The following is a 16587-nucleotide window of genomic DNA, read 5'->3' as shown; positions in this document are numbered from 1 at the left end:
AGACCCGAGATGTGCGCGCGTTCGGTCAACCCAGACCGCGCGCGGTCGACGAATGGCGCGCACATCTGGGTTCAGCGGTGGGCGGTGAGCAGCGCGCGGAAGAACTGGCTTCCTCGCTCGAGCGCCTCGACCTCGACGTACTCGTTCGGCGCGTGGATGGCGTCGCGCTGCTCGCGGCTCATGAGCAGGGGCGCGAACCGGTACACCGAGTCGCTGATGCGGGTGAAGTGCCGGCTGTCGGTGCCTCCTGTCTGGGCGTACGGGACCGCCAGCACGTCGGGCATCGCGACGGCGAGCGCGTCGACCATGGCCTGCCACGCCTCGTTGTCCGTGCGGGAGATCGGCGGCGGGTCCTCGCCGCGGACACTCACGATCTCCACGTCCAGTCCCCGCAGCACGCGGGTCAAGCGCTTCACGAGCGTGGCCTTCGTGTCACCGACCAGCAGACGCACGTTGAGCGTCGCCCGGGCCTCGGTCGCCAGCACGTTGCGCGCAGGACTGCCGGACAGCTGGGTCACCGCGACGGTGGTGCGCACCATCGCGGCCGTCTCGGGCCCGAGCCTGGCCAGCAACTCCGCCACCGGACGGGGCGCCCGGTGGACGTTGGCGAGCACCGCGGCCAACGGCCCGCTGGCCCGTTGAGCCAGAGTCGTCAGCATGAGCGTCACCGGCTCGGTGAGACGCGGCGGAGCCGGGCGGCGCTCCAACCGCGTGATCGCCCGCGCGAGCCGCGCCGTGGCACCACCCTTGGACGGCGTGGACGCGTGACCCCCTCCCCCACGCGCGAGCAACTCGACGTCGACGGTGCCCTTCTCGACGACGGCGATCATGGCGGTCCGACCTTCGACCCCGGGAAGCGCACCTTCGACGACGGCTCCCCCTTCATCGGACACGAGCCACGGCCGGACGCCCGCCGCCTCGAGGTGATCGACGACGGCGACGGCACCGGTACCGAAGACCTCCTCGTCCGCACCGAAGGAGAGGTAGACATCGTGCGCCGGGACGAAGCCCTCCGCCAGCAGCGACTCGACCGCGTCGGCGACCGTCACCAGCGGGCCCTTGTCGTCCAGCGCCCCGCGCCCGTGGACCCGACCATCGCGGATCTCCCCGCCGAACGGGTCGCTCACCCATCGCTCGGGGGGCGCCGGCACGACGTCGTAGTGCGCCATCAGCACGATGGGGCGCTCGGCAAAGGTCCCCGGCCAGCGGAAGAGCAGGGACCCACCCTCGAACTGCGTCAGCTCCAGCTCGGCGTGCAGTCGCGGGTAGAGCTCGGCGAAGGTGGCACGGAACCGCTCGAACTCGGACTCGTCACGCTCGTCAGGCGCAGAGACGGTGCGGCACTGGATGAGACGGGACAACCGTTCGGCGGCCGTGGTCACGGGACAACCTCCTGGAAAGGTTCGGGATCGGCGAAGGCGAGTCGGGGCACGAACAGCAGCAGGATCGCAGCCACGAAGGCCGTGCCGGAGCACACGAGCCACACCGTGTAGTACCCCGAGAGCGATGCGGCGGTACCGCTCGCACCGGCGGCGAGAGCCACGCCGAAGACGCACGAGGCGAACGATCCGCCGATCGTCTTGGTGGTGTTGGTCAGCCCGGTGGCGACGCCAGTACGGTTCTCGGGGGCCGCGGCGGCTGCCGCGGCCGGCAGCGCGGCGACGAGCGCACCCGAACCGAGTCCCGCCACCATCATGCCGGCGAGGACCTGGGCGACGGTCCCGTGGAACGGCACGAGGATGCCATACCCGATCCCGACGAGCGCGGCCGCGCCGATGAGACACGACCGCGGGCTGAACCGCTGCGACACCCGGGCGAACACCAACGCCCCGACCAGGAGGGACACCACGTAGGCGCCGATGATCGGTGAGACCTGCGAGGCGGACAGCCCGAGGCCGAAGCCGTACTCGTCCGGGTCGGTCTGCGCGAAGGTCGACAACGGAATCTGCGCACCGAGCACGGACACGCCGAAGAGCATCGCCGTGGCTTGGACGGGCCACATGGCCGGTTGACGCAGGACCCTCAGGTCGATGAGCGGGTCGTCAGCGCGGAGTTCATGGCGACCGAAGGGGACCAGCACGAGCAGGCCGACGACGATGGCCAGCCACGGCCAGACCGATCCGACCCCGACGATCCGGACGAGCGACAGGCCACCCGTCACGAGGAGGAGGCTGACGCTCACCAGCGCGAGGCCGGTTCCGTCGAGAACGCCGGCCTGCCATTCGTGCTCGCGTTCGACACCCCAGTGGATGACCGCGACGACCGCCGTGCTGAGCGCGGCCGGGATGGCGAGCACCATCCACAGTTCGTCGAACAGACCGGCCGCCGCCCCGGCTCCCAACGCACCGGCGATGGCACCGGCCTGCAGTGCGGCGACGATGACGCCGGTCGCCCGACGAGTGGCGGAGGGGCGGTCGAGGAGCCCGCGGCTACGCAGGTAGATGAGTGCGACCTCGAGCGGGAGCCACACCGTGAAGACGCCCTGCAGAGCCCAGAACACGAGATAGGTGGGGAAGGTCGGCGCGAAGGCGATGCCCCAGTTCGCGACGGCGACGACCACGGCCGACCACAACAGCAGCCGCTGGTGTCCCCACAGGTCGCCGAGTTTGGACAACGCGGGGACGACGAGCGCTGAGACGAGGAGCTGGGCCGCCTCGAGCCAGTTGACGTCGGCGTCGTTGACCTGCAGATGCCGGGCGATGTCGCTGGCCAGCGGAGTGTAGAAACCCTGGAGGAATCCGCTCACGAACTCCACGAACACGAGCGCACCGACGAGGCCCGCTCCGACTGACGCGCGCCGACGCACTCCCGATGCCATAAGCCCTCCTCAGACCAGGCTCAGCATAGGGCCGGCGTACCCCGATATGCGCCCAGTTCGATCACCGAGGGACACCTCGGTGGCCGGATCGGGCGCACATCGGGGTTCTAGGCGCCGCCGAACGGGACGCCGAGTTCGGCGAGTTTGGCTGCTCCCCCGTCCTCGGCGGTGAGGACCCAGACGCCCGTTTCGGTGCGGGCGACCGTATGTTCCCAGTGTGAGGCCCAGGAGCCGTCCGTCGTGACCGCCGTCCAGTCGTCCTCGAGAATCCGGGTCTGGGAAGTGCCGAGCGTGACCATGGGCTCGATCGCGAGCGTCACGCCGGGCGCGAGCTTGGGTCCGCGGCCGGGCCGACCGTAGTTCGGCACGTCCGGCGGAAGATGCATGGCTGTGCCGATCCCGTGGCCGGTGAACCCCTCGACGATGCCGTACTCGCCCTGGTCGTCCACGTACGTCTCGATGGCGTGGGAGATGTCGCCGACGGTGCTGCCGGTGCCCATCGCCGCGATGCCGCGCCACAGCGACTCCTCGGTCACCCGGGACAGCTCGAGCATCTCCGGCGCCACCTCCCCTACCGGGACCGTGATGGCCGCATCACCGTGCCAGCCGGCGACGACGGCCCCGCAGTCGATGGAGATGAGATCGCCCTCGCGGAGGATGCGGTCGCCGGGGATGCCGTGGACGACCTCGTCGTTGACCGACGTGCAGATCACCCCGGTGAAGCCGTGGTAGCCGAGAAAGTTGGAGGTCGCGCCCTGTTCGCGGATGCGCTCGTGCGCGAACGCGTCGAGGTCCCCCGTGGAGACGCCCGGCGCCACCGCGTCGCGCAGCGACTGCAGAGTTCGTGCCACCACGAGACCCGCCTGACGCATGAGCGCGATCTCGTCGACGCCCTTGGTCTCGATCCGTCCCCTGCCGAACATGCCCACCCCGTCCATTCGCTCGCGCATGCGTCGGGCCGCGCGATGTCGGGCACGAGTCTACTGACACCCGATCGAAGGAGGCTGCTCGATGAAGGCCGTCGTCTGGCAGGGAGTCGGGGACATCCGGCTCGAAGAGGTTCCCGATCCGACCATCCAGGACCGCACCGACGCGATCGTCGAGATCACGACGAGCGCGATCTGCGGCACCGATCTGCATTTCGTCCGCGGGACCATGAGCGGCATGGTCGAAGGCACGATCCTCGGGCACGAGGCCGTCGGCATCGTGCGCGAGGTGGGTGACGACGTCCGCAATCTGCGCCCCGGCGACCGCGTGGTGATTCCCTCGACGGTGGGCTGCGGCTACTGCTCGTACTGCCGCGCCGGCTACTTCGCGCAATGCGACAACGCCAACCCGAACGGTCCGGCTGCCGGCACCTGCTTCTTCGGCGGTCCGCAGACGACCGGCCCGGTGGACGGCCTGCAGGCCGAGTTCGCTCGGATCCCCTTCGCCAACGTCGGTCCGGTGTGGCTACCGGAGAACGTGAGCGACGCTCAGGCCATCATGCTCTCGGACATCTATCCGACCGCGTGGTTCGGCTGCCGCCTCGCCGAGATCGGTGCGGGAGACACCGTCCTCGTCCTCGGTGCCGGACCGGTCGGTCAGTTCGCGATCACGAGCGCGTTCCAGCAGGGCGCCGGGCGTGTGCTGTGCATCGACGGGGTCGCGAGCCGCCTGGAGCAGGCGAGGAGCCGGGGAGCGGAGATCATCAACTTCAACGCCGAGGACCCGATCGAGGTCGTCAAGGACCTCACGGGCGGCATCGGCGTGGACCGCGTCGTCGAAGCGGTCGGCGTCGACGCACAGCGGCCGAAGAGCGGGCCCGCCGCCGAGAAGGCCGATCAGCAGGCGTCCACGTTCGCGCAGGAGCGTGAGCAGGTCGCGCCCGAGCAGAACCCGGACGGCGACACCTGGGTCGCCGGTGATGCTCCGAGCCAAGCGCTTCAGTGGGCGGTGGAGGCCGTGGCCAAGGCGGGCAGCATCGGGATCATCGGCGTCTACTCGCCGCAGATGACCTCTTTCCCGACCGGTCAGGCGATGAACAAGAACCTGACTGTGAAGATGGGCAACTGCCACCACCGCAGATACCTGCCGACACTCATCGACCTCGTGCGCACCGGGGCGGTCGATCCGGCCACCGTGCTGACGCAGGCGGAGTCGATCCCATCGGTCCTCGAGGCCTACGAGACGTTCGATCGCCGCGAGAGCGGCTGGACCAAGGTCGTGCTGTCGTAGGCGTCGACGCGGGCGGCGCCGAGTGGCGCAGAAACGTCAGCGAGTGGTGCAGATGCGCGACGAAATCGACGATCTCGCGACGAATCTGCACCACTCGCTGGTGCGCCGACCCGCGCCGGCTGCGCTGGGGAGCTGGTGGGGGTGAGGTCAGGTGCGCGGCAAGGCCGCGTCGATGCGGCTCGCCACCTCGTCGACGGTGCCCATGCCGTCGATCTCGATGAGCAGACCCCGTTCGCGGTACACGTCCAGCAAGGGCGCGGTCTCGGCCGTATAGACCTCCTGGCGGTGACGGATGACGTCCTCGGTGTCGTCCGTGCGGCCGCTGCTCTCAGCCCGCTTGAGCAGACGCGCGATGAGCTCCTCGCTGTCGACCGTCAACGCGAGCACCCCGTCGAGGCTCGTGCCGAGATCGGCGAGGATCGAGTCGAGCTCGTCGACCTGGTCGGGCGTGCGCGGGTACCCGTCGAGCAGGAAGGCCTCGCGGGCGTCCTCCTGGGAGAGGCGGTCGCGCACCATCGCGTTGGTGACCTCGTCGGGCACGTACTCGCCGGCGTCCATGTAGCGCTGGGCCGTCTGACCGAGCTCGGTCTGCTGCGAGACGTTGTAGCGGAAGATGTCGCCCGTCGAGATGTGAGCACCGCCGATGCGACGAGCCAGCCCCTCGGCCTGTGTGCCCTTGCCCGCCCCCGGCGGACCCATGATGACAAGACGCATTACTTCAAGAACCCTTCGTAGTTGCGCTGCTGGAGCTGGCTCTCGATCTGCTTGACCGTGTCGAGACCCACACCCACGATGATGAGGATCGACGTTCCGCCGAACGGGAAGTTCTGGCTGGCGCCGAGCAACGCGATGGCCAGCATCGGGATCAACGCGATGATGCTGAGGTACAGCGCACCCGGCGCGGTGATGCGGCTGAGCACGTACGCGAGGTAGTCCTCGGTCGGCTTGCCGGCGCGGATGCCCGGGATGAACCCGCCGTACTTCTTCATGTTGTCCGCGACCTCGGTCGGGTTGAACGTGATCGAGACGTAGAAGTAGGTGAAGAAGATGATCAGCAGCAAGAAGGTGATCATGTAGTACGGGTGATCACCGGTGACGAAGTGGTCCTGAATCCACTGCGACCAGGACTTGCCTGGATTGAAGTTCGCGACCAGCGCAGGGATGTACAGCAGGCTCGACGCGAAGATCACCGGGATGATGCCGGCCTGGTTGACCTTGAGCGGGATGTACGTCGCCGACCCGCCGAACATGCGGCGCCCCACCATGCGCTTGGCGTACTGCACCGGAATGCGGCGCTGAGCCTGCTCGATGAAGATGACCGCAGCCACGATCACCAGACCGACCAGGGTCACGAGCGTGAAGGTCGTCCAGCCGTGCTGCACGCGGATCTGCCACATCGCGCTCGGGAAGGTCGCGACGACCTGGGCGAAGATGAGGATCGACATGCCGTTGCCGACGCCGCGGTCGGTGATGAGCTCGCCGAACCACATGATGATGGTGGTCCCCGCGACCATCGTGGTGACGATCAGCAGGAACGCCGGGATGCTGTCGGGGCGGTACAGCAGGTCTCCACACTGGACACCGCCGAAGAGCTGGCCCGAGCGGGCGAGCGCCACGATGCCGGTGGCCTGCAAGATGGCCAGGCCCACGGTCAGGTAGCGCGTGTACTGCGTGATCTTGGCCTGACCGGACTGGCCCTCCTTCTTGAGCGCCTCGAGACGCGGGATGACCACGACGAGCAGCTGGAGGATGATGCTCGCGGTGATGAACGGCATGATGCCGAGCGCGAACACGGTCAGCTGCAGCAGCGCTCCCCCGGAGAAGACGTTGATGAGCGCGAACAGACTGCTCTGCTCGCTCTGCGCGGCGAGGTCCACGCACTGCTGCACGTTGGGGACGTTGATGCCCGGCGCCGGCAGCATCGAGCCGAAGCGGAACAGCACGATGATGAACAGCACGAAAAGGAGCTTGCGCCGCAGATCGGGCGTCTTGAACGCGTTGACGAAGGCGCTGAGCACCGGGGTTCCTCCTCGCGCACCGAGGTGCTGATCCGTTTCATGAGCGGGCCGAGGTGATCACCTCGGCCCAGAGGGTGACTCTAACAGGAGACGACAGCGGCGGGACATGCCCAGTGGCACATCCCGCCGCTCATCAGATGGACGTCCAGCTCACAGCTCGGTGGTGGAGCCGCCGGCCGCCTCGATCTTCGACTTGGCCGAGGCCGAGAACTTGTGGGCGCTCACCTGGACCGCCACCGAGATCTCACCTCCGCCGAGCACCTTGACGGGCTGGCCCTTGCGGACCGCACCCTTGGCGACGAGCGCCTCGACGTCGACGGCGCCGCCCTCGGGGAACAGCTCACCGAGACGGTCGAGGTTGACGACCTGGTACTCCTCACGGAAGGGGTTCTTGAAGCCCTTCAGCTTGGGCAGACGCATGTGGATCGGCGTCTGGCCGCCTTCGAACGCCGCGGACACCTGGTAACGGGCCTTGGTGCCCTTGGTGCCGCGACCGGCGGTCTTGCCCTTCGAGCCCTCACCGCGACCCACCCGGGTCTTGGCGGTCTTGGCTCCGGGCGCGGGACGCAGATGGTGCAGCTTCAGCGGCGCCATGTCAGTCCACCTCCTTGACGGACACGAGATGCGGGATGGTGTTGACCATGCCCCGGATCTCCGGACGATCTTCGACGATCGACGTGTCACCGATGCGCTTGAGACCCAGCGAGCGCAGCGTGGCGCGCTGGTTCTGCTCGCGACCGATCGCCGAACGAACCTGGGTGACTTCGAGCTTCGCCATCACGCACCCACCTCTGCCGGAGCAGGAGCCGCGGCGGGCTCCTCCTTGTCGGCCTTCAGCAGGGCCGCAGGAGCGACGTCCTCGACGTCGAGGCCGCGGCGGGCCGCGACGGCCTCCGGCGACTCGAGCCGCTTGAGCGCGTCAACGGTCGCGTGCACGATGTTGATCGCGTTCGACGAACCGAGCGACTTGCTCAGGATGTCCTGCACGCCCGCGGCCTCGAGGACCGCGCGCACCGGGCCGCCGGCGATCACGCCGGTACCGGGCGAGGCGGGACGCAGGAAGACGACACCGGCCGCCTTCTCGCCCTGCACCGGGTGCGGGATGGTGCCCTGGATGCGCGGGACGCGGAAGAAGCTCTTCTTCGCCTCCTCGACACCCTTGGCGATAGCCGTGGGAACTTCCTTGGCCTTGCCGTAGCCGATGCCGACCTGACCATCGCCGTCGCCGACGATCACGAGGGCGGTGAAGCTGAAGCGACGGCCGCCCTTGACCACCTTGGCGACACGGTTGATCGTGACGACCTTCTCGATGTAGTTGGACTTGTCGGCGCCGCGGTCGCCGCGACCGCGTCCGCTGCCCTGACGGCGCGTGCTCATGCCGAACTCCTCATGTTGGTGTTGATGATCATCAGAACTCCAGACCGCCTTCGCGGGCGCCTTCAGCGACCGCCGCGACGCGTCCGGCGTACTTGTTGCCCGCACGGTCGAACACCACCGTCGAGATGCCGGCGGCCTTGGCGCGGTCGGCCACGAGCTCGCCGACCCGACGAGCCTTGGCCGTCTTGTCGCCGTCGAGCGCGCGGAGGTCAGCCTCCATCGTCGACGCCGATGCCAGCGTACGGCCCTCGAGGTCGTTGACGACCTGCGCGACCATGTGCTTGCTGGAGCGCGTGATGACGAGACGAGGACGCTCGGCCGAGCCCTGGAGCTTCTTGCGACCGCGCAGCTGCCGGCGCAGACGCGAAGCCTGACGGGCCTGCGTGTGCTTACGGTGCTTGATCGAGATTGCCATGGCTTACTTACCAGCCTTTCCGACCTTGCGGCGGACCTGCTCGCCGGCGTAACGAACGCCCTTGCCCTTGTACGGCTCGGGCTTGCGGATCTTGCGGATGTTCGCAGCGACCTCGCCGACGACCTGCTTGTCGATGCCGGTCACCGTGAGCTTGGTCGGTGACTCGACCGTGAACGTGATGCCCTCGGGCGCCGTGAACGGCACCGGGTGGCTGAAGCCGAGGTTCAGCTCGATCTCCGCGGGGCCCTTGGAGAGCACGCGGTAACCGACGCCGACGATCTCGAGCTTCTTCTCATAGCCCTGGGTCACGCCGATCACCATGTTGTTGATGAGCGTGCGGCTCAGGCCGTGCAGGGCCTTGCTGCGGCGCTCGTCGTTGGGGCGCTCGACCGCGAGCGAGCCATCCTCGGCCTTCGTCACCGTGATGGGCTCGGACACGGTGTGCGAGAGCTCGCCCTTGGGACCCTTGACCGTGACGGTCTGCCCCTCGATGGTCACGTCCACACCGGACGGGACGGGAACAGGGAGCTTGCCAATGCGCGACATGTTCTGTCTCCTCTCCTGTTCACCAGACGTAGGCGAGGACTTCCCCACCCACACCCTTCTGGTTGGCCTGACGGTCGGTGAGCAGGCCCTGGCTGGTCGAGATGATCGCCACGCCGAGGCCGCCGAGCACCTTGGGCAGGTTGGTCGACTTGGCGTACACACGCAGTCCCGGCTTGCTGATGCGGCGGATGCCGGCGATCGAGCGCTCGCGGTGCGGGCCGTACTTGAGGGTGATCGTCAGCGTCTTGCCGACCTCGCCCTCCTTCGGCTCGGTGACCTCGAAGTCGGTGATGTAGCCCTCCTGCTTGAGGATCTCGGCCACGCCGACCTTCAGCTTGGAGTGCGGCATCGACACGGAGTCGTGGTACGCCTGGTTTCCGTTGCGCACACGCGTCAGCATGTCCGCGATCGGATCGGTCATCGTCATGAGTGGTGTTTCCGTTTCTCGCGCCGGTTTCGCATCTCGTCCCCGAACGGGTGGGAGAGGACCTGTCGCGTCAGTGGTGAGTGATTACCAGGAGCTCTTGGTGATGCCCGGGAGCTCGCCGCGGTGCGCCATCTCGCGCACGCAGATCCGGCACAGGCCGAACTTGCGGTACACCGAGCGGGGACGCCCGCAGCGCTGGCAACGGGTGTAACCGCGCACCGCGAACTTGGGCTTGCGGCTCTGCTTGACCTTGAGGCCAGTCTTTGCCATGTCAGTTCTCCTTGTACGGGAAGCCGAGCAGCTTGAGCAGGGCGCGGCCCTCTTCGTCGTTGGTCGCGGTGGTGACGACCGTGATGTCCATGCCCCGCTGGCGATCGACCTTGTCCTGGTTGATCTCGTGGAACATGACCTGCTCGGTCAAACCGAACGTGTAGTTGCCCCGGCCGTCGAACTGCTTGGGCGAGAGTCCGCGGAAGTCGCGGATGCGCGGCAGAGCGAGCGTCAGCAGGCGGTCGAGGAACTCCCACATGCGGTCGCCGCGCAGCGTGACGTGCGCGCCGATCGGCATGCCCTCACGCAGCTTGAACTGCGCAATGGACTTGCGGGCCCGGGTGACCTGCGGCTTCTGGCCGGTGATCGCCGTGAGGTCGCGGATGGCGCCCTCGATGAGCTTGCCGTCGCGAGCAGCCTCGCCGACGCCCATGTTGACGACGATCTTGGTGAGGCCCGGGACCTGCATGCGGTTGGCGTACTGGAACTGCTCCTGCAGCGCCGGAACGATCTCCTCGCGGTACTTGCCCTTGAGGCGCGGAGCCGTGGTGGTAGCCATATGGCTCAGATCTCCTTTCCGGTCTTGGTGGCGACGCGCACGCTGCGCTCCGCCTCATAGGTGGACCCGTCCGGACGGGTCTTCTCGACCTTGTCGCGGCGGTAGCCCACGCGCGTCGTGGTCTTCTCGCCGTCGACGTCGACCACGAGCATCACGTTCGACACGTGGATCGGCGCCTCGGCGGTGATGATGCCGCCCTCGGCGCCGGCCTGCGTGGCGCGGCGGTGCTTCTTGACGCGGTTGACGCCCTCGACGATCACGCGGTCGCTGTCGGACAGGACCTCGATGACCTTGCCCTCGACGCCCTTGTCCTTGCCAGCGATGACCTTGACCTGGTCACCCTTACGAATGCTTGCCATCTCAGAGCACCTCCGGAGCGAGCGAGATGATGCGCATGAACTTCTTCTCCCGCAGCTCGCGGCCCACGGGGCCGAAGATGCGGGTGCCACGCGGGTCACCATCGTTCTTGAGGATCACGGCGGCGTTCTCGTCGAACTTGATGTAGGAACCGTCCGGACGACGGCGCTCCTTCACCGTGCGGACGATGACCGCCTTGACGACGTCGCCCTTCTTGACGTTGCCGCCGGGGATCGCGTCCTTGACCGTGGCGACGATCGTGTCGCCGATGCCGGCGTAGCGCCGACCCGAGCCACCGAGCACGCGGATGCACAAGATCTCCTTGGCACCGGTGTTGTCGGCGACCTTGAGTCGCGACTCCTGCTGAATCATCGCTTGTCTCCTACTTGGCCTTCTCGAGGATCTCCACGACCCGCCAGCGCTTGGTCGCCGACAGCGGACGCGTCTCCGCAAGGAGGACGCGGTCGCCGACGCCGGCAGCGTTGGCCTCGTCGTGAGCCTTGAGCTTGATGTTGCGGCGCATCACCTTGCCGTACAGCGGGTGCTTGATACGGTCCTCGATGCTGACCACGACGGTCTTGTCCATCTTGTCGCTCACCACGTAGCCCTCGCGGACCTTGCGGGTGGAACGCTCGCTCACGGTCGTTTCCTTCTTGTCGCTCATGCCTTCGTCTCGACTTCCTCGATGATGCCGAGCTCACGCTCACGGATCACGGTGTAGATGCGGGCGATCTCGCGACGCACGGTACGGAGGCGGGCCGTGTTGTCGAGCTGGCCGGTGGCGTTCTGGAAGCGCAGGTTGAACAGCTCCTCCTTCGCCTCCTTCAGCTTCGCCGACAGGTCATCGGCGCTGAGACCGCGCAGCTCTGCGGCTGTCGTCTTCGACATCACAGGTCTCCTGTCTCTCGGCTGATGAAGCGAGCCTTCATCGGCAGCTTGTGAATGGCGCGGCGCATCGCCTCGCGGGCGACCTCTTCGGACACACCGGACAGCTCGAACATGACGCGTCCGGGCTTGACGTTGGCGACCCACCACTCGGGCGAGCCCTTACCCGAACCCATGCGGGTCTCGGCGGGCTTCTTGGTCAGCGGGCGGTCGGGGTAGATGTTGATCCACACCTTGCCGCCACGCTTGATGTGACGAGTCATCGCGATACGCGCCGACTCGATCTGGCGGTTGGTCACGTAGTGGCCCTCGACGGCCTGGATGCCGTACTCACCGAACGCGAGCTCCGTGCCGCCCTTGGCCATGCCACGCCGCTTGGGGTGGTGCTGCTTGCGGTACTTGACCCTGCGGGGCATCAACATCAGTTCGTCCCTCCCTGGGGAGCCGCAGCCTCGGCGGGAGCCGACGCGGCCGCGTCCTGGTTGGCGGGCGTCTGCTGGCCACCACGAGCCGGACGGCGGTTGGCGCCACCACGGCCCGGACGGCGGCTGCCGGGGGCAGCCGCGCGCTTGGCCGCCTCGGCCTCACGCTCGGCGCGGGTGCCGGCGACCTCGCCCTTGTAGATCCAGACCTTCACGCCGATGCGGCCGAAGGTCGTCTTGGCCTCGTAGAAGCCGTAGTCGACGTCCGCGCGGAGCGTGTGCAGGGGCACGCGGCCCTCGCGGTAGAACTCCGAGCGGCTCATCTCGGCGCCACCGAGGCGACCCGAGCACTGGATACGGATGCCCTTGGCACCGGCGCGCATCGTCGTCTGCATGGCCTTGCGCATGGCGCGGCGGAACTGCACACGGCCGCTGAGCTGCTCGGCGACGCCCTGGGCGACCAGCTGCGCATCCATCTCGGGCTGCTTGACCTCGAGGATGTTGAGCTGGACCTGCTTGCCCGTGAGCTTCTCGAGGTCGCCGCGGATGCGGTCGGCCTCGGCGCCACGGCGGCCGATGACGATGCCCGGACGCGCGGTGTGGATGTCGACGCGGACACGGTCACGCGTGCGCTCGATCTCGACCTTGCTGATGCCGGCACGGTCCATGCCCTTGGTCAGCATCCGGCGGATCTTGACGTCCTCACCGACGTAGCTGGAGTACAGCTTGTCGGCGTACCAACGGCTCTTGTGATCCGTGGAGATGCCCAGTCGGAACCCGTGCGGGTTGATCTTCTGTCCCACTAGCGGTTCCCGCCCTTCGTGGTAGTAACGGAGTCGCTCGGCTGGACCACGACCGTGAGGTGGCTCGTGCGCTTGAGGATGCGGTTGGCCGCACCCTTGGCGCGCGGACGCCAACGCTTCATGGTCGGGCCCTCGTCCACCATGACCTGGGTCACGACGAGGTCGGAACGGTCGAGACCCTCGGTGGTCTCGGCGTTCGCGACGGCCGACTCGACGAGCTTGTAGAAGTTCTCGGCCACGGCCTGCGGCGCGAACCGCAAGGTGGCGAGCGCGTCCTCGACGTTCGCGCCGCGAACCAGGTTCGCCACGCGGCGAGCCTTCTGCGGGGTCACGCGCACGAAGCGGGCCACGGCGAACGCGCCGGGCGCGTCGCCCAGCAGGCGCTCACGGCGAGCGCTGATGTTGTCGCGAGTAGCTGCACTCATCGCCTCTTCGCCTTTCGGTCGTCCTTCTCATGGCCACGGAACGTGCGGGTCGGGGCGAACTCGCCCAGCTTGTGTCCCACCATCGAGTCGGTGATGAACACCGGCACGTGCTTGCGGCCGTCGTGCACGGCGATCGTGTGTCCGATGAAGGACGGCAGGATCATCGAGCGACGCGACCACGTCTTGATCACGTTGTGGGTTCCGGCCTCGTTCTGCGCGTCCACCTTCTTGGCCAGGTGGTCGTCGACGAACGGACCCTTCTTGAGACTGCGCGGCATGTGTCAGGTCCTTCCTTACCGCTTGCCGGACTTGCGTCGGCGGACGATCATCTGGTCGCTGGCCTTGCGCTTACGCGTGCGGCCCTCCGGCTTGCCCCACGGCGAGACCGGGTGACGGCCACCGGAGGTCTTGCCCTCGCCACCGCCGTGCGGGTGGTCGATCGGGTTCATCACGACGCCGCGCACGGTCGGGCGCTTGCCCTTCCAGCGGTTGCGGCCCGCCTTGCCCCAGTTGATGTTGGACTGCTCGGAGTTGCCCACCTCGCCGATGCTGGCGCGGCAGCGCACGTCGACGTAGCGCATCTCGCCCGAAGGCAGACGCAGCTGCGCGCGGTTGCCCTCACGGGCGACCAGCTGCACGCGAGCGCCGGCCGAGCGGCCGAGCTTGGCTCCGCCACCGGGACGCAGCTCGATCGCGTGGATGACCGTACCGACCGGGATGTTGCGCAGCGGCAGGTTGTTGCCCGGCTTGATGTCGGCCTGCGGGCCGGCCTCGACCGTCATGCCCTGACGCAGACCCTCCGGCGCGATGATGTAGCGCTTCTCGCCGTCGGCGTAGTGCAACAGTGCGATGCGCGCGGTGCGGTTGGGGTCGTACTCGATGTGCGCGACCTTGGCCGGCACGCCGTCCTTGTCGTAACGACGGAAGTCGATGATGCGGTAGGCGCGCTTGTGACCGCCACCCTGGTGACGGGTGGTGATGCGGCCCTGGTTGTTGCGACCGCCCTTCTTGGGCAGCGGCTCGAGCAGCGACTTCTCGGGCGTCGTGCGGGTGATCTCGGCGAAGTCGGCCACGCTCGAGCCACGACGGCCCGGGGTGGTCGGCTTGTACTTGCGAATAGCCATGAGTTTGGTCCTCGTCTCAGCTCGGGCTCGAGAAGATGTCGATGCTCTGACCGGGCGCCACACTGACGATCGCGCGCTTGACGTCCTTGCGCTTGCCGATGCCGTTGCGGGTGCGGCGGGTCTTGCCCTTGCGGTTGATCGTGTTCACCGACGTGACCTTGACGCCGAAGATCTCCTCGACGGCGATCTTGATCTGCGTCTTGTTCGCGTCGGGGTGAACCACGAACGTGTACTTGTTGTCGTCGAGCAGGTTGTAGCTCTTCTCGCTCACAACCGGCGCGATGATGACGTCACGCGCATGCGAGTGCAGGGTGCTCATCAGTTGCTCTCCTCCTGAGCCGGGCTGAACCCGGCGGCTTCGGCGGACTCGGCGGTGTCGAACCAGACCTCGGGCGTGACGGCGTCGTAGCCCTCGGCACCCGGCACGACGTACGTCTTGTCGGCGGCACCCTTGATCTCGTGGCCCTTGGGAGCGTTGCCGCTCGCCAGCGGAGCCTTCGAGCCCGGGCCGTACGGCTGGGTCTTGGTGGCGCCCTTCGGAGCCTCGGTGGCCTCCGCGGTCTTCGTCTCCTTGGCGGGAGCCGGGGACTTGGCGGCCTTCGGCTGCGCGGCCGGAGCCGGAGCCTCGGTGGCCAGCTCGCTCAGCTTGAGCGTGGCGACGCCCTCGGCGGAGCGGGCGGCGACGAACGCGTCGTACGCGGCCTTGGTGAACACCACGTCGTCGGCCAGCAGCACGTCGTACGTGTTGAGCTGGTCGAACTCGATGAGGGCGATCGCCTCGGCATTGCGCAGGCTCTTGACCGTGAGCTCGTCGCCACGGTCGACGACGACCAGCACGCGCGGACGAGCGGTGAGCTCGCGCAGCGCGGCGAGCGCGGCCTTGGTGGACGGCGCGTCACCGGCGACGAGCGACTCCACGACGTGGAGACGGCCGCTGCGGGCGCGATCGGAGAGCGCACCGCGCAGGGCGGCGGCCTTCATCTTCTTGTTGGTGCGCTGGTCGTACTTGCGCGGCGTCGGGCCGTGAACCGTGCCACCGCCGGCGAACTGCGGCGCGCGGATCGAGCCCTGGCGGGCGCGACCGGTGCCCTTCTGGCGGTACGGCTTCTTGCCGCCGCCGGCAACCTCGCCGCGCGTCTTGGTGTCGTGCGTGCCCTGGCGGGCGGCAGCGAGCTGCGCGGTGACGACCTGGTGGATGAGAGGGACGTTCACCTGCACGTCGAAGATGTCGACGGGAAGATCGACGTCAAGCGTCTTCGCCATGTTCAGGCTCCCTTCGCGGCGTTGCGGATGACGACGAGCGCGCCCTTGGGGCCCGGGACGGCGCCCTTGACCAGGACGACTCCCTTCTCGACGTCGACCGAGTGGACGGTGAGGTTCTGGGTGGTCACCGTGTCGGTGCCCATGTGGCCGGCCATACGCAGACCCTTGAACACGCGACCGGGGGTGGCGCAGCCGCCGATCGACCCCGGCTTGCGGTGGTTGCGGTGGGCGCCGTGCGAGGCCGAGACGCCGGCGAAGCCGTGACGCTTCATGACGCCGGCGAAGCCCTTGCCCTTGCTGGTGGCGGTCACGTCGACCTTGTCGCCCGCGGAGAAGATGTCCGGGGTGATCTCCTGGCCGAGCGTGTAGTCGCCGACGGCCTCGGTGCGGATCTCGACCACGTGGCGGCGCGGCGTGACGCCGGCCTTCGCGAAGTGGCCGGCCAGCGGCTTGTTGACCTTGCGGCCGTCGATCTCGCCGAACCCGATCTGGACGGCGCTGTAGCCGTCGGTCTCGCGGGTACGGATCTGCGTGACGACGTTGGTGTCGGCGCTGAGCACCGTGACGGGGACGATGCGGCCGTCGGCATCCCAGACCTGGGTCATGCCGATCTTGCGGCCCAGGAGGCCGCGTGCGGTGGCAGTGCTGCTCATAGCGTGCG

26 protein-coding genes are annotated in these 16587 nt (G+C 68.0%); 1 reads left to right on the top strand and 25 read right to left on the bottom strand.

Annotation, left to right across the window (positions count from 1 at the left end):
- Positions 1–71 precede the first annotated feature (71 nt).
- The 3 genes from EHW97_RS00635 to map all read right to left on the bottom strand — a co-directional run bounded on the left by EHW97_RS00635 (position 72) and on the right by map (position 3741).
- The gene (locus EHW97_RS00635; protein ID WP_124235239.1) at positions 72–1382 is read right to left on the bottom strand and encodes a M20/M25/M40 family metallo-hydrolase; all 1311 of its coding nucleotides are present in this window, start codon (positions 1380–1382) and stop codon (positions 72–74) included.
- Entirely contained in the window at positions 1379–2818 is a 1440-nt protein-coding gene (locus EHW97_RS00630; RefSeq protein WP_124235238.1) for an MFS transporter, read from the bottom strand. Before EHW97_RS00630 ends, EHW97_RS00635 begins: the two co-directional genes overlap by 4 nt.
- A 107-nt stretch (positions 2819–2925) precedes the next feature.
- A complete protein-coding gene (map, locus tag EHW97_RS00625) occupies positions 2926–3741 on the bottom strand; it encodes a type I methionyl aminopeptidase (protein ID WP_124235237.1) in 816 nt (271 codons plus the stop codon).
- Between the two features lie 88 nt (positions 3742–3829).
- Between map and EHW97_RS00620 the strand changes: the two genes are divergently transcribed.
- Positions 3830–5035, top strand: a complete 1206-nt coding sequence (locus EHW97_RS00620; protein ID WP_124235236.1) for a zinc-dependent alcohol dehydrogenase — start codon at positions 3830–3832, stop codon at positions 5033–5035.
- Positions 5036–5182: 147 nt separating this feature from the next.
- Here EHW97_RS00620 and EHW97_RS00615 read toward each other — a convergent pair whose 3' ends face one another.
- From EHW97_RS00615 to rplC, 22 genes are all read right to left on the bottom strand, one after another.
- A complete protein-coding gene (locus EHW97_RS00615; RefSeq protein ID WP_124235235.1) occupies positions 5183–5749 on the bottom strand; it encodes an adenylate kinase in 567 nt (188 codons plus the stop codon).
- Positions 5749–7053: a preprotein translocase subunit SecY gene (gene secY / locus EHW97_RS00610; protein ID WP_124235234.1), complete on the bottom strand. Its 1305-nt coding sequence runs from the start codon at positions 7051–7053 to the stop codon at positions 5749–5751. The genes EHW97_RS00615 and secY overlap by 1 nt, the downstream gene beginning before the upstream one ends.
- Before the next feature lie 150 nt (positions 7054–7203).
- The gene (gene rplO, locus EHW97_RS00605) at positions 7204–7647 is read right to left on the bottom strand and encodes a 50S ribosomal protein L15 (RefSeq protein ID WP_124235233.1); all 444 of its coding nucleotides are present in this window, start codon (positions 7645–7647) and stop codon (positions 7204–7206) included.
- Between the two features lies 1 nt (position 7648).
- Entirely contained in the window at positions 7649–7831 is a 183-nt protein-coding gene (rpmD, locus tag EHW97_RS00600; RefSeq protein ID WP_121793513.1) for a 50S ribosomal protein L30, read from the bottom strand.
- A complete protein-coding gene (gene rpsE / locus EHW97_RS00595) occupies positions 7831–8430 on the bottom strand; it encodes a 30S ribosomal protein S5 (RefSeq protein WP_121793512.1) in 600 nt (199 codons plus the stop codon). The genes rpmD and rpsE overlap by 1 nt, the downstream gene beginning before the upstream one ends.
- Positions 8431–8461: 31 nt before the next feature.
- Positions 8462–8845, bottom strand: coding sequence for a 50S ribosomal protein L18 (rplR, locus tag EHW97_RS00590; protein ID WP_124235232.1), 384 nt, complete (start codon positions 8843–8845; stop codon positions 8462–8464).
- 3 nt (positions 8846–8848) lie between these two features.
- Positions 8849–9391: a 50S ribosomal protein L6 gene (gene rplF, locus EHW97_RS00585; RefSeq protein WP_124235231.1), complete on the bottom strand. Its 543-nt coding sequence runs from the start codon at positions 9389–9391 to the stop codon at positions 8849–8851.
- A gap of 19 nt (positions 9392–9410) precedes the next feature.
- Positions 9411–9818 carry a 30S ribosomal protein S8 gene (gene rpsH, locus EHW97_RS00580; protein WP_124235230.1) on the bottom strand — a complete coding sequence of 136 codons (408 nt, stop codon included), beginning with the start codon at positions 9816–9818 and terminating at the stop codon, positions 9411–9413.
- Positions 9819–9902: 84 nt separating this feature from the next.
- Positions 9903–10088, bottom strand: a complete 186-nt coding sequence (locus tag EHW97_RS00575) for a type Z 30S ribosomal protein S14 (protein ID WP_121793508.1) — start codon at positions 10086–10088, stop codon at positions 9903–9905.
- 1 nt (position 10089) lies between these two features.
- Positions 10090–10647 (bottom strand): 50S ribosomal protein L5, encoded by a 558-nt coding sequence (rplE, locus tag EHW97_RS00570; protein ID WP_124235229.1) that lies wholly within the window; start codon positions 10645–10647, stop codon positions 10090–10092.
- Positions 10648–10652: 5 nt separating this feature from the next.
- Positions 10653–11006, bottom strand: coding sequence for a 50S ribosomal protein L24 (rplX, locus tag EHW97_RS00565; protein ID WP_124235228.1), 354 nt, complete (start codon positions 11004–11006; stop codon positions 10653–10655).
- A 1-nt stretch (position 11007) separates the two neighbouring features.
- Positions 11008–11376 (bottom strand): 50S ribosomal protein L14, encoded by a 369-nt coding sequence (gene rplN / locus EHW97_RS00560; protein ID WP_121793505.1) that lies wholly within the window; start codon positions 11374–11376, stop codon positions 11008–11010.
- A 10-nt stretch (positions 11377–11386) separates the two neighbouring features.
- A complete protein-coding gene (gene rpsQ / locus EHW97_RS00555; protein ID WP_124235227.1) occupies positions 11387–11668 on the bottom strand; it encodes a 30S ribosomal protein S17 in 282 nt (93 codons plus the stop codon).
- Positions 11665–11892, bottom strand: a complete 228-nt coding sequence (gene rpmC / locus EHW97_RS00550; protein WP_124235226.1) for a 50S ribosomal protein L29 — start codon at positions 11890–11892, stop codon at positions 11665–11667. The genes rpsQ and rpmC overlap by 4 nt, the downstream gene beginning before the upstream one ends.
- Positions 11892–12311: a 50S ribosomal protein L16 gene (rplP, locus tag EHW97_RS00545; protein WP_121793502.1), complete on the bottom strand. Its 420-nt coding sequence runs from the start codon at positions 12309–12311 to the stop codon at positions 11892–11894. Before rplP ends, rpmC begins: the two co-directional genes overlap by 1 nt.
- Positions 12311–13114 carry a 30S ribosomal protein S3 gene (gene rpsC, locus EHW97_RS00540; RefSeq protein ID WP_124235225.1) on the bottom strand — a complete coding sequence of 268 codons (804 nt, stop codon included), beginning with the start codon at positions 13112–13114 and terminating at the stop codon, positions 12311–12313. The genes rplP and rpsC overlap by 1 nt, the downstream gene beginning before the upstream one ends.
- Positions 13114–13539, bottom strand: a complete 426-nt coding sequence (rplV, locus tag EHW97_RS00535; protein WP_124235224.1) for a 50S ribosomal protein L22 — start codon at positions 13537–13539, stop codon at positions 13114–13116. The genes rpsC and rplV overlap by 1 nt, the downstream gene beginning before the upstream one ends.
- Positions 13536–13817, bottom strand: a complete 282-nt coding sequence (gene rpsS / locus EHW97_RS00530; protein ID WP_121793499.1) for a 30S ribosomal protein S19 — start codon at positions 13815–13817, stop codon at positions 13536–13538. The genes rplV and rpsS overlap by 4 nt, the downstream gene beginning before the upstream one ends.
- 15 nt (positions 13818–13832) lie before the next feature.
- Entirely contained in the window at positions 13833–14663 is an 831-nt protein-coding gene (gene rplB, locus EHW97_RS00525; RefSeq protein WP_124235223.1) for a 50S ribosomal protein L2, read from the bottom strand.
- Between the two features lie 16 nt (positions 14664–14679).
- Complete coding sequence (rplW, locus tag EHW97_RS00520; RefSeq protein WP_121793497.1) at positions 14680–14982, bottom strand: 50S ribosomal protein L23; 303 nt, start codon at positions 14980–14982, stop codon at positions 14680–14682.
- Entirely contained in the window at positions 14982–15932 is a 951-nt protein-coding gene (gene rplD, locus EHW97_RS00515; RefSeq protein WP_378079920.1) for a 50S ribosomal protein L4, sunset domain variant, read from the bottom strand. The genes rplW and rplD overlap by 1 nt, the downstream gene beginning before the upstream one ends.
- Entirely contained in the window at positions 15929–16579 is a 651-nt protein-coding gene (gene rplC, locus EHW97_RS00510; RefSeq protein WP_124235221.1) for a 50S ribosomal protein L3, read from the bottom strand. The genes rplD and rplC overlap by 4 nt, the downstream gene beginning before the upstream one ends.
- Between the last annotated feature and the right edge of the window lie 8 nt (positions 16580–16587).

This window comes from Aeromicrobium camelliae (genome assembly GCF_003850045.1).
Taxonomy (GTDB): Bacteria; Actinomycetota; Actinomycetes; order Propionibacteriales; family Nocardioidaceae; genus Aeromicrobium; species Aeromicrobium camelliae.
The sequence above is the reverse complement of the archived record's forward strand: the minus strand, read 5'-3'. Positions and strand labels throughout refer to the sequence as shown.

Excerpts from the sequence above, each read along its gene's own strand:
- rpsE (WP_121793512.1), bottom strand. The coding sequence starts at position 8,430 with ATGAGCACGCGCCGTCAGGGCAGCGGACGCGGTCGCGGCGACCGCGGC.
- rpsH (WP_124235230.1), bottom strand. The coding sequence starts at position 9,818 with ATGACGATGACCGATCCGATCGCGGACATGCTGACGCGTGTGCGCAAC.
- rplR (WP_124235232.1), bottom strand. The coding sequence starts at position 8,845 with ATGGCAATCTCGATCAAGCACCGTAAGCACACGCAGGCCCGTCAGGCT.
- rplB (WP_124235223.1), bottom strand. The coding sequence starts at position 14,663 with ATGGCTATTCGCAAGTACAAGCCGACCACCCCGGGCCGTCGTGGCTCG.
- rpmD (WP_121793513.1), bottom strand. The coding sequence starts at position 7,831 with ATGGCGAAGCTCGAAGTCACCCAGGTTCGTTCGGCGATCGGTCGCGAG.
- rpmC (WP_124235226.1), bottom strand. The coding sequence starts at position 11,892 with ATGTCGAAGACGACAGCCGCAGAGCTGCGCGGTCTCAGCGCCGATGAC.
- EHW97_RS00575 (WP_121793508.1), bottom strand. The coding sequence starts at position 10,088 with ATGGCAAAGACTGGCCTCAAGGTCAAGCAGAGCCGCAAGCCCAAGTTC.
- map (WP_124235237.1), bottom strand. The coding sequence starts at position 3,741 with ATGTTCGGCAGGGGACGGATCGAGACCAAGGGCGTCGACGAGATCGCG.
- rpsS (WP_121793499.1), bottom strand. The coding sequence starts at position 13,817 with ATGCCGCGCAGTCTCAAGAAGGGTCCGTTCGTCGACGACCACCTGGCC.
- rplE (WP_124235229.1), bottom strand. The coding sequence starts at position 10,647 with ATGGCTACCACCACGGCTCCGCGCCTCAAGGGCAAGTACCGCGAGGAG.
- EHW97_RS00615 (WP_124235235.1), bottom strand. The coding sequence starts at position 5,749 with ATGCGTCTTGTCATCATGGGTCCGCCGGGGGCGGGCAAGGGCACACAG.
- rplO (WP_124235233.1), bottom strand. The coding sequence starts at position 7,647 with ATGGCGCCGCTGAAGCTGCACCATCTGCGTCCCGCGCCCGGAGCCAAG.
- rplV (WP_124235224.1), bottom strand. The coding sequence starts at position 13,539 with ATGAGTGCAGCTACTCGCGACAACATCAGCGCTCGCCGTGAGCGCCTG.
- EHW97_RS00630 (WP_124235238.1), bottom strand. The coding sequence starts at position 2,818 with ATGGCATCGGGAGTGCGTCGGCGCGCGTCAGTCGGAGCGGGCCTCGTC.
- rplP (WP_121793502.1), bottom strand. The coding sequence starts at position 12,311 with ATGTTGATGCCCCGCAGGGTCAAGTACCGCAAGCAGCACCACCCCAAG.
- rplX (WP_124235228.1), bottom strand. The coding sequence starts at position 11,006 with ATGGCAAGCATTCGTAAGGGTGACCAGGTCAAGGTCATCGCTGGCAAG.
- rplW (WP_121793497.1), bottom strand. The coding sequence starts at position 14,982 with ATGAGCACCCTGCACTCGCATGCGCGTGACGTCATCATCGCGCCGGTT.
- rpsQ (WP_124235227.1), bottom strand. The coding sequence starts at position 11,668 with ATGAGCGACAAGAAGGAAACGACCGTGAGCGAGCGTTCCACCCGCAAG.
- EHW97_RS00620 (WP_124235236.1), top strand. The coding sequence starts at position 3,830 with ATGAAGGCCGTCGTCTGGCAGGGAGTCGGGGACATCCGGCTCGAAGAG.
- rplN (WP_121793505.1), bottom strand. The coding sequence starts at position 11,376 with ATGATTCAGCAGGAGTCGCGACTCAAGGTCGCCGACAACACCGGTGCC.
- rplC (WP_124235221.1), bottom strand. The coding sequence starts at position 16,579 with ATGAGCAGCACTGCCACCGCACGCGGCCTCCTGGGCCGCAAGATCGGC.
- rplF (WP_124235231.1), bottom strand. The coding sequence starts at position 9,391 with ATGTCGCGCATTGGCAAGCTCCCTGTTCCCGTCCCGTCCGGTGTGGAC.